16 protein-coding genes are annotated in these 15,303 nt (G+C 72.6%); 7 read left to right on the top strand and 9 right to left on the bottom strand.

Features of this window, described 5'->3' with window-relative positions; genetic code table 11:
• Nucleotides 1–125: 125 nt before the first annotated feature.
• Nucleotides 126–1,016: an alpha/beta fold hydrolase gene (locus tag BM237_RS23165; RefSeq protein ID WP_245793979.1), complete on the top strand. Its 891-nt coding sequence runs from the start codon at nt 126–128 to the stop codon at nt 1,014–1,016.
• An 82-nt stretch (nt 1,017–1,098) separates the two neighbouring features.
• Nucleotides 1,099–1,293 carry a hypothetical protein gene (locus tag BM237_RS23160; protein ID WP_093851662.1) on the top strand — a complete coding sequence of 65 codons (195 nt, stop codon included), beginning with the start codon at nt 1,099–1,101 and terminating at the stop codon, nt 1,291–1,293.
• A 185-nt stretch (nt 1,294–1,478) separates the two neighbouring features.
• On the opposite strand, the gene BM237_RS23155 is transcribed toward BM237_RS23160, so the two are convergent.
• Genes BM237_RS23155 through nth form a run of 3 tightly spaced genes read right to left on the bottom strand, consistent with a single transcriptional unit; the run spans nt 1,479 to nt 4,313 of the window.
• On the bottom strand, nt 1,479–2,678 hold the full coding sequence (locus BM237_RS23155; protein ID WP_093851722.1) for a MarP family serine protease: 1,200 nt from the start codon (nt 2,676–2,678) through the stop codon (nt 1,479–1,481).
• 13 nt (nt 2,679–2,691) lie between these two features.
• Nucleotides 2,692–3,453 carry an NUDIX hydrolase gene (locus BM237_RS23150; RefSeq protein WP_093851661.1) on the bottom strand — a complete coding sequence of 254 codons (762 nt, stop codon included), beginning with the start codon at nt 3,451–3,453 and terminating at the stop codon, nt 2,692–2,694.
• 11 nt (nt 3,454–3,464) lie between these two features.
• Nucleotides 3,465–4,313, bottom strand: coding sequence for an endonuclease III (gene nth / locus BM237_RS23145; protein WP_093851660.1), 849 nt, complete (start codon nt 4,311–4,313; stop codon nt 3,465–3,467).
• Between the two features lie 261 nt (nt 4,314–4,574).
• Here nth and BM237_RS23140 point away from each other — a divergent pair, with 261 nt between their 5' ends.
• A complete protein-coding gene (locus BM237_RS23140) occupies nt 4,575–5,249 on the top strand; it encodes a Crp/Fnr family transcriptional regulator (protein WP_093657459.1) in 675 nt (224 codons plus the stop codon).
• A gap of 68 nt (nt 5,250–5,317) precedes the next feature.
• On the opposite strand, the gene BM237_RS23135 is transcribed toward BM237_RS23140, so the two are convergent.
• From BM237_RS23135 to sp36, 4 genes are all read right to left on the bottom strand, one after another.
• Nucleotides 5,318–6,148, bottom strand: a complete 831-nt coding sequence (locus BM237_RS23135) for an MBL fold metallo-hydrolase (RefSeq protein WP_093851659.1) — start codon at nt 6,146–6,148, stop codon at nt 5,318–5,320.
• A complete protein-coding gene (locus tag BM237_RS23130) occupies nt 6,145–7,089 on the bottom strand; it encodes an NUDIX hydrolase (RefSeq protein ID WP_093851658.1) in 945 nt (314 codons plus the stop codon). Before BM237_RS23130 ends, BM237_RS23135 begins: the two co-directional genes overlap by 4 nt.
• Nucleotides 7,090–7,189: 100 nt before the next feature.
• Nucleotides 7,190–7,666 (bottom strand): RidA family protein, encoded by a 477-nt coding sequence (locus tag BM237_RS23125; protein ID WP_093851657.1) that lies wholly within the window; start codon nt 7,664–7,666, stop codon nt 7,190–7,192.
• Nucleotides 7,663–7,821 carry a Sp36 family protein gene (gene sp36 / locus BM237_RS23120; protein ID WP_003991873.1) on the bottom strand — a complete coding sequence of 53 codons (159 nt, stop codon included), beginning with the start codon at nt 7,819–7,821 and terminating at the stop codon, nt 7,663–7,665. Before sp36 ends, BM237_RS23125 begins: the two co-directional genes overlap by 4 nt.
• A 150-nt stretch (nt 7,822–7,971) precedes the next feature.
• Between sp36 and bagA the strand changes: the two genes are divergently transcribed.
• Nucleotides 7,972–8,961, top strand: a complete 990-nt coding sequence (gene bagA, locus BM237_RS23115; RefSeq protein WP_093851656.1) for an ATPase BagA — start codon at nt 7,972–7,974, stop codon at nt 8,959–8,961.
• On the top strand, nt 8,958–10,235 hold the full coding sequence (bagB, locus tag BM237_RS23110) for an ATPase BagB (protein ID WP_175541105.1): 1,278 nt from the start codon (nt 8,958–8,960) through the stop codon (nt 10,233–10,235). The genes bagA and bagB overlap by 4 nt, the downstream gene beginning before the upstream one ends.
• A 152-nt stretch (nt 10,236–10,387) precedes the next feature.
• Here the strand turns inward: bagB and BM237_RS23105 are convergent, their stop codons facing one another.
• Nucleotides 10,388–10,747: a WhiB family transcriptional regulator gene (locus BM237_RS23105; protein ID WP_093851655.1), complete on the bottom strand. Its 360-nt coding sequence runs from the start codon at nt 10,745–10,747 to the stop codon at nt 10,388–10,390.
• Between the two features lie 396 nt (nt 10,748–11,143).
• Between BM237_RS23105 and BM237_RS23095 the strand changes: the two genes are divergently transcribed.
• Nucleotides 11,144–13,570: a transglycosylase domain-containing protein gene (locus BM237_RS23095; RefSeq protein WP_093851654.1), complete on the top strand. Its 2,427-nt coding sequence runs from the start codon at nt 11,144–11,146 to the stop codon at nt 13,568–13,570.
• Between the two features lie 116 nt (nt 13,571–13,686).
• Here the strand turns inward: BM237_RS23095 and BM237_RS23090 are convergent, their stop codons facing one another.
• A complete protein-coding gene (locus tag BM237_RS23090; protein ID WP_093851720.1) occupies nt 13,687–14,151 on the bottom strand; it encodes a GatB/YqeY domain-containing protein in 465 nt (154 codons plus the stop codon).
• Nucleotides 14,152–14,342: 191 nt separating this feature from the next.
• Here BM237_RS23090 and BM237_RS23085 point away from each other — a divergent pair, with 191 nt between their 5' ends.
• Complete coding sequence (locus BM237_RS23085) at nt 14,343–15,284, top strand: metallophosphoesterase (protein ID WP_093851653.1); 942 nt, start codon at nt 14,343–14,345, stop codon at nt 15,282–15,284.
• Nucleotides 15,285–15,303: the final 19 nt, after the last annotated feature.

Below are 15,303 nucleotides of genomic sequence, written 5' to 3'. Positions count from 1 at the left end.
CGGCGAGCACGGCAGAGATGAGCGACACGGCAGGTACGGCAACGGCAGGTACGGCAACGGCAGGTACGGCAACGGCGGGCACGGCAGGCGTGAACCACTCCGGCCTCCCCTCCTCCTCCGTCCGGATGGACGGCCCCTGGACACACCGGGACGTCGCCGCCAACGGTGCGCGTTTCCACATCGCCGAGATGGGCGAGGGACCGCTGGTGCTGCTGCTGCACGGCTTTCCGCAGTTCTGGTGGGCCTGGCGGCACCAGCTGCCCGCCCTCGCCGAGGCGGGCTACCGCGCGGTCGCGATGGACCTGAGGGGCGTGGGCGGCAGCGACCGCACCCCCCGCGGCTACGACCCGGCCAACCTCGCGCTCGACGTCACCGGTGTGATCCGCTCCCTGGGCGAGCCCGACGCCGCTCTCGTCGGCCATGACCTGGGCGGTTACCTGGCGTGGACGGCGGCGGTGATGCGCCCGAAGCTGGTCCGGCGCCTGGCAGTGGCCTCGATGCCGCACCCGCGCCGCTGGCGCGCGGCCATGCTGGGCGACCTGCGGCAGACGGCGGCCGGGGCGTACGTATGGGGCTTCCAGAGCCCCTGGGTCCCCGAGCGGCGGCTGGTGGCGGACGACGGGGCGCTGGTCGGCCGCCTGCTGCGGGAGTGGTCCGGGCCCCGGCCGCCGGAGGACGACGCGGTCGAGGTCTACCGGCGGGCGATGTGCGTCCCCTCCACCGCGCACTGCTCGATCGAGCCGTACCGGTGGATGGTCCGCTCGCTGGCACGTCTGGACGGGTTCCAGTTCAACCGCCGTATGAAGCGGCCGGTCCGTGTCCCCACCCTCCATCTGCACGGTTCACTCGACCCGGTGATGCGCACCCGCAGCGCGGCGGGCTCGGGCGAGTACGTGGAGGCCCCGTACCGCTGGCGGCTGTTCGACGGGCTGGGCCACTTCCCCCACGAGGAGGATCCGAAGGCGTTCACGAGCGAACTCGTCGACTGGCTGAAGGACCCCGAACCGGACCGATGATAAGTGCACGTGACGCACGCATAGGCCAATTGACGGACCATTGGGCGGTTACCGACCTTGAGGCACGGGCAGAGTCCGGAGTATGGGTTGGACGCACGACTACCGTGACGTGTCACGCGACATCCGGGAACAGAGCAGCGCGCAGGGCTCGCCCCCGCGCTCCGCGCGGGACCACCGCGATCTCGGCGATCTCCGCGATCCCGAGCTCGGCATCCCTCACATTCTGCGCCGCCGTGCCCGCTGGGTGGGCGCGCGGCTGCGCCATACGCGCGGCTGACGCCGCCCGCCGCGCATCCGCCGCACCGCCCGGTTCTCCTCCGGTCCCCTGCCGCCCTCCGGCCACCTGTTCAGCGGCGGGCGGCAGAACAGGGGCCGGGCAGCCGGAGCCCCGGGCGGCGGGGCCCGAAGGGCAGGACGGAGGGCAGGACCGGAGACGGCCCGGGACCGGGCGGAAGCCGGTCCTCACATCGCGCATCCCTGGCTGTCCACCGGCCCCCGGGACGCCCGCCCCTGCAGGATGTCCTGGCGGATCTCGTCGTTGGTGAGCGCGTAGCCGGTGCTCTCGTTCTCCAGGGACTTGGCGAAGATGACGCCGTAGACCCTGCCGTCGGGCGTCAGCAGCGGGCCGCCGGAGTTGCCCTGCCGGACCATGGCGTGCAGGGAGTAGACGTCGCGGCGCACCGTGCCCCGGTGGTAGATGTCCGGGCCGGTCGCCTGGATACGGCCGCGTACCCGCGCGGAGCGGACGTCGAACCCGCCGTTCTCCGGGAAGCCCGCGACGATCGCGTCGTCGCCGGTCTCCGCGTCGTCCTCCACGAACCGCAGCGCCGGCGCCTGCAGTGACGGCACGTCGAGTACGGCGATGTCGCGCTCCCAGTCGTAGAGGACGACCGTGGCGTCGTGGAGCCTGCCCTCGCCGCCGACCTGCACGGTCGGCTCGTCGACGCCGCCGACCACGTGCGCGTTGGTCATCACCCGGCCGCGGTCGAAGACGAAGCCGGTGCCCTCCAGCACCTTGCCGCAGCTCTGCGCGGTGCCCAGGACCTTGACGATGGACCGCTTGGCGCGGGCCACGGCCGGGCTGCCGGCCAGGGCCGGGTCCGGCGGCTCCACCGAGGTGATCGGCTCGTTGGCGAACGGCGAGAAGACCTGCGGGAAGCCGTTGCGCGCGAGCACCGAGGTGAAGTCGGTGAACCAGGTGTCGGCGCTGTCCGGCAGTGCCCGGGAGACCCCGTGCAGCACCGCGGAGCCGCGTACCTCCCGGGCGACGACGGGCACGGCCGTGGAGGCCAGCAGCGAGCCGATCAGCCAGGCGACCAGCAGCATGGCCACGACGTTCACCAGTGCGCCGCCGGACGCGTCCAGGGCCCGGGCCGGCGACCAGGTGATGTGCCGGCGCAGCCGGTTGCCCAGATGGGTGGTGAACGCCTGGCCGACCGAAGCACACACGATCACCACCGCCACCACCGCGATCGCACCCGCCGTTCCCGGTGACACGCCGTCGGTGAACTCGTTCCAGACGAGCGGCAGCAGATGGACCGCCGCGAGCCCGCCCCCGAGGAAACCGGCGACCGACAGCACACCGACCACGAAACCCTGGCGGTAGCCCACGACCGCGAACCAGACCGCGGAGAGCAGCAGCAGTACGTCCAGCACGTTCACGTCGCCCACCGTCTCACGCGTGCCAGTCGAGAGGGACGCTGCGGTCGGTGTCCCACGGCCGCTCCCATCCGGCGAAGTGCAGGATCCGGTCGATGATCCCGGCCGTGAAGCCCCACACCAGCGCGTCGCTGACGAGGAAGCACGGACCGCGGTAGCCGCTGGGGTGTCTGGCCGTGGCACGGTTCGCCGGGTCGGCGAGGTCGGCCACGGGCGTGGTGAAGACCCGGGCCGTCTCGGCCGGGTCCACCGGCGCCACCGGGCTCGGCTCCCTCCACCACCCCAGTACGGGCGTGACGACGAATCCGCTCACCGGGATGTAGACGCGCGGCAGCCGCCCGAAGACCTGCACCCCGGACGGGTCGAGCCCGGTCTCCTCCTCCGCCTCCCGCAGCGCGGCGCGCAGCGGCCCGTCGCCCTCGGGGTCGCCGTCCTCCGGGTCGAGGGCGCCGCCGGGGAAGGACGGCTGCCCGGCGTGCGACCGGAGGCTGGAGGACCGCTCCATCAGCAGCAGCTCCGGCCCGGCCCCCGCTCCGCTCCCGCCACCCGCTCCACCGCCGGCGCCCCCGCCGCCCTCGCCGAAGAGCACCAGGACCGCGGACTGCCGTCCGCCCCCGTCGCTGGGCGGCAGGAAGCGGCTGAGCTGCCGCGCCCGCACCGTCGAGGCCGCGTCGGCCACCGGGCGCAGCCAGTCCGGCAGCCCCTGGTCGGTGACGGCCACCGGGCCGGCGGCCGGAGCGGCGACGGGACTCCGGCGCTTCTCCTGTGCTTCTCTCATCCGCGCTCCGCTCAGGCGCCCGGCGGCGGCGCCGGCTGCCCGGGATAGTCCGCGGGCGGCTTGAGCCGCTGGCCGGGCAGGCCACCCATCTCGTACTTCAGCAGCTTCTTCGCCTTCTCCGGATCCGTCTCGCCCTCGCCGTACGAGGGGCACAGGTGCGTGATCGGGCAGGCGCCGCAGGCGGGCTTGCGGGAGTGGCAGATGCGGCGGCCGTGGAAGACGACCCGGTGCGAGAACATCGTCCACTCGCTCCTGGGGATGATCCCGGCGATCTCGGCCTCGACCTTCTCCGGGTCGGTCTGCTCCGTCAGCCGCCAGCGGCGCACCAGCCGCCCGAAGTGGGTGTCCACCGTCAGACCCGGCCTGCCGAAGGCGTTCCCCAGCACCACGTGTGCCGTCTTACGGCCGACGCCGGGCAGGGAGACCATGTCCTCCAGGCTGTCCGGTACCTCGCCGCCGAAACGGTCGCGCAGCGCCGCGGAGAGTCCCAGCAGCGACTTGGCCTTGTTGCGGAAGAAGCCGGTGGGCCGGATCAGCTCCTCCAGCCGTTCGGGGTCGGCCGCGGCCATCTCCTCCGGCGTGGGGTAGGCGGCGAAGAGGGCGGGGGTGGTCTGGTTGACCCGCAGATCGGTGGTCTGGGCGGAGAGAACGGTGGCGACCAGCAGCTGGAATGGGTTGTCGAAGTCCAGCTCGGGGTGGGCGTAGTAGTACACCTCGGCCAGCTCGCGGTTGATGCGCCGGGCGCGGCGGACCATGGCCAGCCGCGTCTCCGGCCTGCTCCCCGTCTTCTTCTTTCCTCCCCCGGCCGTTTTCGGCGGCTTCGCCTGCGTTACCCGTTCGGCGGACACTTGTTCGCCCACGGCGGAATCCTGGGATGGGTCGCGGGACACCGTCACCCGTACGCCCCCTTTCCGTCCGGTCTCACCGGCGTGTTGGACACCCGGCCAGCGTACGGGGGAGCGCCGACATCCGCCCCGCTCACCGCCGATTCGGGGCCCGATCGGACCCCTGGCGCACGCGCCGGACGCCGGGTGCGTCAAACTTGTGACTGATCGCACTGTTTCACCGTCCGGCATCATGGGGGCGACAGACCCGTGGGCACGTGGACAAGGAGAGAACTCGTGGACGACGTTCTGCGGCGCGCCCCGCTCTTCGCGGCGCTTGACGACGAGCAGGCTGCCGAGCTGCGTGCCTCCATGACGGAGACGACGCTCGCGCGGGGTGAGGCCCTGTTCCACGAGGGCGACCCCGGGGACCGGCTCTACGTCGTGATCGAGGGCAAGGTCAAGCTCCACCGCACCTCCCCGGACGGCCGGGAGAACATGCTGGCCGTGCTCGGCCCCGGCGAGCTGATCGGCGAGCTGTCCCTGTTCGACCCGGGTCCCCGTACGGCCACGGCCACGGCGCTGACCGAGGTCAAGCTCTTCGGCCTGGGCCACGGCGACCTCCAGCCCTGGCTGAACGCCCGCCCCGAGGTCGCCACTGCGCTGCTGCGCGCCGTCGCCCGGCGCCTGCGGCGCACCAACGACTCGATGTCCGACCTGGTCTTCTCCGATGTGCCCGGCCGCGTCGCCAAGGCGCTGCTGGACCTGTCGCGCCGCTTCGGCGTGCAGTCCGAGGAGGGCATCCACGTGGTGCACGACCTCACCCAGGAGGAGCTGGCCCAGCTCGTCGGCGCGTCCCGCGAGACCGTCAACAAGGCGCTGGCCGACTTCGCCAGCCGCGGCTGGCTGCGGCTGGAGGCCCGCGCGGTCATCCTGCTGGACGTGGAGCGGCTGGCGAAGCGCTCGCGCTGAGCGCCGACCCCTCCCCCTCCTCTTCGAGGAACAGCCCGGAAGAGGAACAGCCCGGAAGGCACGGCCCGTCACACCAGGCCGTGCTCCTCCAGGTACTCCAGCTGCGCCCGCACCGACAGCTCGGCGGCGGGCCACAGCGAGCGGTCCACGTCCGCGTAGACGTGCGCCACGACCTCCCCCGGCGTCCGGTGGCCCGCCTCCACGGCCGTCTCCACCTGCGCCAGCCGGCTCGCCCGGTGCGCCAGGTAGTACTCGACGGCCCCCTGCGCGTCGTCCAGCACCGGTCCGTGCCCCGGCAGCACCGTGCGCACGCCGTCGTCCACGGTCAGCGAGCGCAACCGCCGCAGGGAGTCCAGGTATTCGCCCAACCGCCCGTCGGGGTGGGCCACCATCGTCGTGCCGCGCCCCAGGACGGTGTCGCCGGTCAGCACCGCGCCGTCGGCGGGCAGGTGGAAGCTGAGGGAGTCCGAGGTGTGCCCGGGCGTGGGCACCACCCGCAGCTCCAGGCCGCCCGTGGTCACCACGTCCCCGGCCGCCAGGCCCTCCTCCCCCAGCCGCAGCGCCGGGTCGAGGGCGCGTACGGCCGTCCCCGTCAGCCCGGCGAAGCGGGCGGCTCCCTCGGCGTGGTCCCGGTGGCCGTGGGTGAGCAGCGTCAGCCCCACCCGCCGGCCCGACCGCTCGACGGTGTCGATCACCTGGCGCAGGTGCCCCTCGTCCAGCGGACCGGGGTCGACGACGACCGCCAGCGGCGAGTCCGGCTCGGCGACGATCCAGGTGTTGGTGCCGTCCAGCGTCATCGGTGAGGGGTTCGGCGCCAGCACGCACATCGCGCGGGCGGTGCCCGTGCCGTCGATGGCGCCGCCGCGCGGCTGCCCGGGCAGTGCGGAGGCGTCGGTCACGGCGCGCCCCCCGCCGTCCGCCGGGCCGTGGGCACGTGCTTGGTGAACTCCTCGTGCCCCGGCCAGCTCAGCACCACCCGCTGCCCGCCGGATCCGTCGTCCTCCAGGCTCGCCCGGGCCAGTACGGGCGTCAGGTCCCGCTCCCCGGAGGCCTCCAGCGCCGCGGCGGCGTCGGCGTACGGCATGAGCTGCCGCAGGGTGGCGATCGTCGGGGGCATCATCGTCAGCTCGCCCCGGTCGTAGGCGGCGGCCGCGTCCGCCGGGCGGATCCACACCGTGCGGTCGGCCTCGCCGGAGACGTCGCGGGTGCGCTGCCCCTTGGGCAGGGCGGCGACGAAGAACCAGGTGTCGTAGCGCCGCGCCTCGAACTCCGGGGTGATCCAGCGCGCCCAGGCGCCCAGCAGATCACTGCGCAGGACCAGCTCGCGGCGGGCGAGGAACTCGGCGAAGGACAGCTCGCGGGCCACCAGGGCGGCGCGGTCCGCCTCCCAGTCCTCGCCGGTGGTATCGGCGACGACCGTGTCCGGGTCCGGGCCGGCCAGCAGGACGCCCGACTCCTCGAAGGTCTCGCGCACGGCGGCGCACACGACGGCCTGCGCGACCGCCTCCTCCACCCCGAGCCGCCGCGCCCACTCCTCGCGCGCCGGGCCGGCCCAGGCGACCGCGCCCTCGTCGCGGGGATCCACGCCGCCGCCGGGATAGGCGTACGCGCCCGCGGCGAAGGCCATGGAGGCGCGCCGGCGCAGCATGTGGACGGCCGGGCCGCCCCCGGAGTCCCGCAGCAGCATCACGGTCGCCGCCCGGCGCGGGGGCACGGGCGTGAGCCGCCCCTCGGCCAGGGCGCGGATGCGCTCGGGCCACTCGGGCGGGTACCACTGCCCGTCGCTCGGGGGCTCGGACGGCCGGGCGGGAGACGCGGATGACGGCGGCGTTGACGGCATGGCCGGATCGTACGGCCGCGGGCCGCGATGTTCGAGTGCGGACCTCGGACACCGCGGACACCGCGGGCACCGCGGACACCACGGCCGTACGCCCGGCGGCTCAGTGCGCCAGCTCGACCTGGATCTCGATCTCGACCGGCGCGTCGACCGGCAGCACCGCGACGCCCACCGCGCTGCGCGCGTGCACGCCCTTGTCGCCCAGCACCTCGCCCAGCAGCTCACTGGCCCCGTTGACCACACCGGGCTGGCCGGTGAAGTCCGGAGCGGAGGCGACGAAGCCGACCACCTTGACGACCCGGGCGATCCGGTCCAGGTCGCCGGCGACCGACTTCACGGCCGCCAGAGCGTTCAGCGCGCAGATCCGGGCCAGCTCCCCGGCCTCCTCCGGCGTCACCTCGGCGCCGACCTTGCCGGTCACCGGCAGCGCGCCGTCGACCATCGGCAGCTGGCCGGCGGTGTACACGTAGGAGCCGGAGAGCACCGCCGGGACGTACGACGCCAGCGGCGCCACCACCTCCGGCAGGGTCAGCCCCAGCTCCGCGAGCCTGGACTCGACCGAGCCGCCCGCGTCGCTCACTGCTTCTCCCGCTTCAGGTACGCCACGAGCTGCTCCGGGTTGTTCGGGCCGGGCACCACCTGGACCAGCTCCCAGCCGTCCTCGCCCCAGGTGTCCAGGATCTGCTTGGTCGCGTGCACGAGCAGCGGCACGGTCGCGTATTCCCACTTCGTCATGGGGCCGACCTTAGCCCCTCCCGCGCGCCCTTCCGCGCGCCCTCCCCCCGGTGTCCGCGCCGCTCCGGTCCGCCTCCGCCGGAGACCGGGCGCACCTCCATGGCCCATCCGCACGCGTACTCCCCCCGTCCGGTGGTTAGGCTCCGAAGGGTGAGCAGGCTGCATGTGGTGACCGGCAAGGGCGGGACCGGAAAGACGACGGTCGCCGCCGCACTCGCGCTCGCCCTCGCCGAGGAGGGCAAACGCACACTCCTGGTGGAGGTCGAGGGGCGGCAGGGCATCGCCCAGCTCTTCGAGACCGAGGCGCTGCCGTACGAGGAGCGGAAGATCGCCGTGGGGCCGGGCGGCGGCGAGGTGTACGCGCTGGCCGTCGACGCGGAGAAGGCACTGCTGGACTACCTGCAGATGTTCTACAAGCTCGGCGGGGCGGGACGCGCCCTGAAACGGCTCGGCGCGATCGACTTCGCCACCACCATCGCGCCCGGCGTGCGCGACGTCCTGCTCACCGGCAAGGTCTGCGAGGCGGTGCGCCGCCGCACCCGCGCCGGCGGCTTCGTCTACGACGCGGTGGTCATGGACGCGCCGCCCACCGGGCGGATAACCCGCTTCCTCGGCGTCAACGACCAGGTGGCCGGGCTGGCCCGGGTCGGCCCGATCCACAACCAGGCCCAGGCCGTGATGCGGGTGCTCAAGTCCTCCGAGACCGCCGTGCACCTGGTGACCCTGCTGGAGGAGATGCCCGTCCAGGAGACCGTGGACGGAGTCGCCGAGCTGCGCGCCACCGGGCTGCCGGTCGGCGGCGTGTTCGTCAACATGACACGGCCGGCGGTACTGGACCGGGCGGCGGTGCGGGCCGCCGAGGAGTCCCGCACCGAGATCGCCAAGGCGCTGTCCCGGGCGGGCCTGGGCGGCGCGCGGCGCGGCGGCAGGGCCGAGCAGCTGATCGGCCCGCTGCTGCGCCAGACCCACGAGCACGCCGAGCGGCTGGCGCTGGAGGGCGAGTTGCGGTCGGAGATAGCCGGGCTGGAGCTGCCCGCGTACGAACTGGAGCTGCTGGCCGAGGGCGCCGACCTGCCCGGCGTCTACCTGCTCGCCGGCGAGCTGCGTGAACAGCTGCGTGAACAGGGGGTGGCCAGGTGACGGCACGGACGGCCGAGGCGGGCAGCGCACAGGCGCAGTCCCGGACACAGGCGCACGGACAGGCACCCGGGCTGGGCACGCTTCCGGTGCTGGACGTCGACGCGCTGATCGACGACCCCGGCACCCGGATCGTGGTCTGCTGCGGGGCGGGCGGCGTGGGCAAGACGACGACGGCCGCGGCCCTGGGCGTACGGGCGGCCGAGCGCGGCCGGAAGGTCGTCGTCCTGACCATCGACCCGGCCCGCCGGCTGGCCCAGTCGATGGGCCTGACCGAACTGGACAACACCCCGCGCCGGGTCGAGGGCGTCGACGGCGCGCCGGGCGGCGAGCTGCACGCGATGATGCTCGACATGAAGCGGACCTTCGACGAGATCGTCGAGGCCCACACCGACCCCGAGCGGGCCCGCGCGATCCTGGAGAACCCCTTCTACCAGTCGCTGTCGGCCGGTTTCGCGGGGACGCAGGAGTACATGGCCATGGAGAAGCTCGGCCAGCTCCGCGCGGGCGACGAGTGGGACCTGATCATCGTGGACACCCCGCCGAGCCGTTCCGCGCTGGACTTCCTGGACGCGCCCAAGCGCCTGGGGTCGTTCCTGGACGGGCGGTTCATCAGGCTGCTGACGGCCCCGGCGAAGGCCGGCGGCCGGGCGGGGATGAGGTTCATGAACCTGGGCGTGTCCGGGCTGTCGGTGTTCACCGGGCTGCTCAACAAGCTGCTGGGGACGGGGCTGCTGCGCGACATGCAGACGTTCGTGGCGGCGATGGACACGATGTTCGGCGGCTTCCGCACCCGCGCCGACGCCACGTACCGGCTGCTCCAGGCGCCGGGGACGGCGTTCCTGGTGGTGGCGGCCCCGGAGCGTGACGCGCTGCGCGAGGCGGCGTACTTCGTCGAGCGGCTGGCGGCGGACCGGATGCCGCTGGCGGGACTCGTGCTGAACCGGATGCACGGCAGCGAGGCGGCCCACCTCAGCGCGGAGCGGGCGCTGGCGGCCGCGGAGAATCTCGAGGAGGAAGGCATCGTCGATCTCCCCGAGGACTCCCCCTCCTCTCCCGCGACGGCCGAACGGCTGGCCGCGGGCATGCTGAGGCTGCACGCGGAGCGGATGCACGTCCTGGCGCGCGAGCGGCGTACGCGCGACCGTTTCGCCGCGCTGCACCCGGAGGTGCCGGTGGCCGAGGTCGCCGCGCTGCCGGGCGATGTGCACGACCTGGAGGGACTGCGGGCGATCGGCGGGCGTCTGGCGGAACAGCCCGGCGTCGAGCCCGCCTAGCACCGGCGGCGGCCGTACCGCCGGCCCTGCCGGTCTCCCGGCCGCCGCCGTGGGCGTCTCCGCCGAAGGCGGTGTCCCGCCGGCCCGTGTCCTCCGCCTCCGCCGGACCCTGCCGAGAGCCCGTGGCCCGGGACCGGGACCGGAGAACGGTTTCAGCCCGCGGCGGCGTAGTCGCCGCTGTAGCGCCGCGCGTCGTGCTCGCGCATCTCGACTTCCACGGGCAGCAGGCCCGCGCCGCGCTCGTACTCGGTGCGCGCGGTCTCCAGCAGCCGCCGCCAGGAGGTGACCGTCGGGCGGCGGCGCAGCAGCGCTCTTCGCTCCCGCTCGGTCATGCCGCCCCAGACACCGAACTCCACACGGTTGTCCAGGGCGTCGGCCAGGCACTCGGTGCGCACCGGGCATCCGGTGCAGACCGCCTTGGCGCGGTTCTGTGCCGCCCCCTGTACGAACAGTTCATCCGGATCCGCAGTGCGGCAGGCCGCCTGCGCGCTCCAGTCGGTAACCCAGCCCATGCCGGCGCCGTCCTCTCCCGAATCGAGGCTCCCCCACGGCGGCAGACGGCATATTCACCGCTGCCAGGGCAGGACGTTACGGAAGGTGGCCAGGGCGCAACACCCCCGACGGGCCCAATCTTGAATGGCCCGAACGGACTATGGGTGCGTGGCAGATCACCCAACGGAGTGACCGAAGAATGATTTCGACCCATTACCCGAAAACGGGCATTGGGTGCATATCTCAAGAGGTTGGAGCTGGATGTTTCCTGACACCGGATTGCAATTCGGTCACATCTCAACACCTGATGGAGTGAACCCTGAGTTGACAAGGAACCGAACGACCGTGTCAGACGTGATACAGCGTAGGCGAACACACGCACACCTGTCCGGCGATTGAGAACGTAGGCTGCCCTCATGCCAAACAAGCGCTCGGGTGGCGGGCTGTCCGGGACCCAACAGGCCGCCAAGTTCCTCGGTGTCAGCGTGCTCTCGGGAGCGGTGCTGGCGGGTATCGCGCTGCCCGTGGCCGGCGGCCTCGGGCTGGCCGCCAAGGGAACCGTCGAGAGCTTCGACGAGATCCCCATGGACTTCAAGCGCCCCCCGCTCAGCCAGAAGAACCGGATCCTCGACTCCGAGGGCAACCTGATCGCGACCGACTACTACCGCGACCGCACCGTGGTGCCGCTGAAGAAGATCAGCCCCACCATGCGGAAGGCGATCGTCGCGATCGAGGACTCCCGCTTCTACGAGCACGGCGCGATCGACCTCAAGAGCGTGATGCGCGCCCTGAACAAGAACGCGCAGCAGGGCGGGGTCGCCGAGGGCGGCTCCACCCTCACCCAGCAGTACGTCAAGAACGTCTTCGTGGAGCAGGCCGGCGACGACCAGGAGAAGGTCGCCGAGGCCACCCAGCAGACCATCGGCCGCAAGATCCAGGAACTGAAGTACGCGATCAGGATCGAGGAGGAGCTCAGCAAGGAGCAGATCCTCGAGAACTACCTCAACATCACGTTCTTCGGCCAGCAGGCGTACGGCATCGAGGCCGCGGCCCGGCGCTACTTCTCCAAGAACGCCGCCGACCTGGAGCTCCACGAGGCCGCGCTCCTCGCCGGGCTCGTCCAGTCCCCCACCTACTACGACCCCGTCAACTACCCCGACCGGGCGGTCGAGCGCCGCAACATCGTGCTCAACCGCATGGCCGAGACGGGGGCGGCCGGCAAGGCGGACGTCGCGGCGGCCAAGAAGAAGAAGCTGGGCCTCAAGGTCAGCAAGCCGAAGAGCGGCTGCATCACCGCCACCGACAGGGCGGGCTTCTTCTGCGACTACGTCCGCAAGGTCATCCTGACCGACCCGGCCTTCGGCAAGACCGAGGAGGAGCGCAAGGACCTCTGGAAGCGCGGCGGTCTGACGGTCCGCACCACGCTCTCGCCCAAGGCGCAGAAGGCCGCCGCGGAAGCCGCCACCAGCAAGGTCTACAAGAACGACCCCGTGGCCGCCTCCGTCGTCCAGGTCGAGCCCGGTACCGGGAAGATCCTCTCGATGGCTCAGAGCCGCCCCTACGGCCTGGACCAGAAGAAGAACCAGACCCTGCTCAACCTCGCGGTCGACAACTCCATGGGCGGCAGCACCCACGGCTTCCAGGTCGGTTCCACCTTCAAGCCGATCATCGCAGCCGCCGCGATGGCCAACGGCGTCAGCCCCGCGAGCACCTACAAGAGCGACTGGAAGACCTCTTTCAGCCTGGGGGAGTTCAAGGTCTGCGGCAACAAGCCCTACGGCAGCGGCAGCTGGGACGTCCAGAACGAGCTGGAGTCCGAGAAGGGCACCTGGGACATGACCGGCGCCCTCAGCAAGTCGATCAACACCTACTTCGTCGATCTGGGCCAGAAGGTCGGCCTGTGCGACGTCGTGGAGACGGCCGGGAAGATGGGTGTCCACCTCGGCAGCGGCAAGCCCGTCGAACAGAAGCCGGCGATGCTCCTGGGCGGGCAGAACATCAGCCCGCTTACCATGGCCGCCGCGTACGCCACGTTCGCCGACCGCGGCACCTACTGCTCGCCGGTCGCGATCGAGAAGGTCACCGACGCCGACGGCAAGAAGCTCCCGGTCCCCCGGACCAAGTGCGAGCGGGCGATGTCCGAGCACATCGCGGACTCCATCAACAAGATGCTCAAGGGCGTGGTGGAGGACGGCACCGGGACGAGGGCCGGTCTGACCGACCGCGACAACGCGGGCAAGACCGGTACGACGGACGGCCGCAAGGACGCCTGGTTCGTCGGCTACACCCCGAACCTCTCCACCGCCGTCTGGGTCGGCGACGACATCGGCGACCCGCAGGAGATGTACGACATCACCATCGGCGGCCAGTACTACCCCAAGGTCTGCGGTGGCTGTCTGCCCGGCCCCATCTGGAAGACCGCGATGACCGGCGCCCTCCAGGGCGAGCCCGTCGAGTCCTTCAACGACGTCCGGGTGCCGCGGGCCGACACCGGTGACAAGAAGGACAAGGGCCGCGACCGCGACGACGACAAGCCCGGCGACCGCCGTCCCGGCAACCCGTTCCCCGACATCTCCCTCCCGCCCGGCATCATCGGCGGAGGCGGCAACGGGGGCCCTGGCGGGGGCGGAGGCACCAGCACCATGGGCGGCACCACCGACGGCACCACGGTCGGCACCACCGTGGGCGGTGTGACCGGCGGTGACACCGGTGGCGACACGGGCGGTGACAGCATCGGTGCCACCTCCACCGCCGGGGGCTGGGACGCAGGCGGCGGCAACGGCACGAACGGCAGCGGGGGTTGGCAGACCTCCGGCCAGGACGGCGGCTGGGACCCGCGGTAGCCGGCGCGGCGGCGCCGCGGCGCTCACGAAGACACGCACACGAACACACCGGAGGGGCCCCGCACCGGGGCCCCTCCGTCGTTCCTCCGCCTGCCCGCTTGCCCGCGAGCCCGCGGTCAGCCCGCCAGGCGCTTCTTGACGGCGGCGGCCACCCGGCCGCCCTCCGCGCGCCCCGCCACCTTCGGGTTCACGATCTTCATCACGGCGCCCATGGCCCTCGGCCCCTCGGCCCCGGCCGCCTTGGCCTCCGCCACGGCCTCGGCCACCAGCGCGTCCAGTTCCTCGTCGGTGAGCTGCTTGGGCAGGTACTCGGCGAGCACCTCGCCCTCCGCGCGCTCCCGCTCGGCCTGCTCGGCGCGCCCGCCCTTGGCGAACGCGTCCGCCGCCTCGCGCCGCTTCTTGGCCTCACGGGTGATGATCTTCTCGACCTCGGCGTCGGACAGTTCGCGGGCGCTCTCGCCCGCCACCTCCTCCTTCTGGATCGCGGTCAGCGTGAGGCGGAGGGTGGAGGAGCGCAGCTCGTCGCGCGCCCTGATCGCCGCGGTGAGGTCGTCCTGGAGCCGGGTCTTGAGCGTGGTCATGTCGGAAGTGTGCCAGGAGGCGGAGCCCGACGCCCACCGCATTGTGCCGCGCCGCCCCACACCCTTCCCCCGCCCTCTCCCCCGCCCCGCCTCCGAAACCCTTCCGCCGCCCCTCCGTCAGGCCCCGGGCCCGGACCGTTCCCGCCGCCCGTGCGCCCACGCCTCGCCCGCATGTCTGCGACGATGGGACCATGCCTGCGCGATACCCGCTCTCCCTCAGAATCCCCCTCGGCATCACGGCGGTAGGCGCGGCCTGCCTCGCCTACTCGGCGGGCATCGAAGCCCGTTCGTTCCGCCTCAGGCGTGTCACGGTGCCCGTACTGCCGCGCGGGATGCGGCCGCTGCGCGTGCTCCAGGTCTCCGACATCCACATGGTCGGCGGTCAGCGCAGGAAGCAGCGCTGGCTCCAGTCGCTGGCCGGGCTGCGGCCCGACTTCGTGGTCAACACCGGCGACAACCTCTCCGACCCGGGGGCCGTCCCCGAGGTCCTGGACGCGCTCGGCCCGCTGATGGAGTTCCCCGGCGCGTACGTCTTCGGCTCCAACGACTACTACGGTCCCCGGCTGCGCAATCCCGCCCGCTACCTGATGGAGAAGGCCAGCGGCCGACACGGACTCAACGGCAACCCTCCGGTCGTCGGCGCCGTCCACAACCCGTGGGAGGGGATGCGCGACGCCTTCGACTCGGCGGGCTGGGTCGGCCTGTCCAACACCCGCGGCCGGATCAAGCTCGACGGCGGCGAGGAGATCGCCCTCACCGGGCTGGACGACCCGCACATCAAGCGCGACCGCTACGACGAGGTGGCCGGCGGTCCCGAGCACGACGCGGACCTCCCCCTCGCCGTCGTCCACGCCCCGTACCTGCGCGTCCTGGACGCCTTCGCCGCCGACCGCTATCCGCTGATCCTGGCCGGCCACACCCACGGCGGCCAACTCCGGGTCCCCTTCTACGGCGCCCTGGTCACCAACTGCGACCTGGACACCGACCGGGCCCGCGGCCTGTCCCACCACGAGGCGGACGGCCACCGTTCCTACCTCCACGTCTCGGCGGGCTGCGGCGCCAACCGCTACACCCCGTTCCGCTTCGCCTGCCCCCCGGAGGCCACTCTCCTCACCCTCATCGAGCGCCCCTGACCGCGCCCGCCACACCTCC

It is taken from the genome of Streptomyces mangrovi, from assembly GCF_900114215.1.
In the GTDB taxonomy this organism is placed as follows: Bacteria; Actinomycetota; Actinomycetes; order Streptomycetales; family Streptomycetaceae; genus Streptomyces; species Streptomyces barkulensis.
This window is presented reverse-complemented; position numbering and strand designations above follow the sequence as displayed.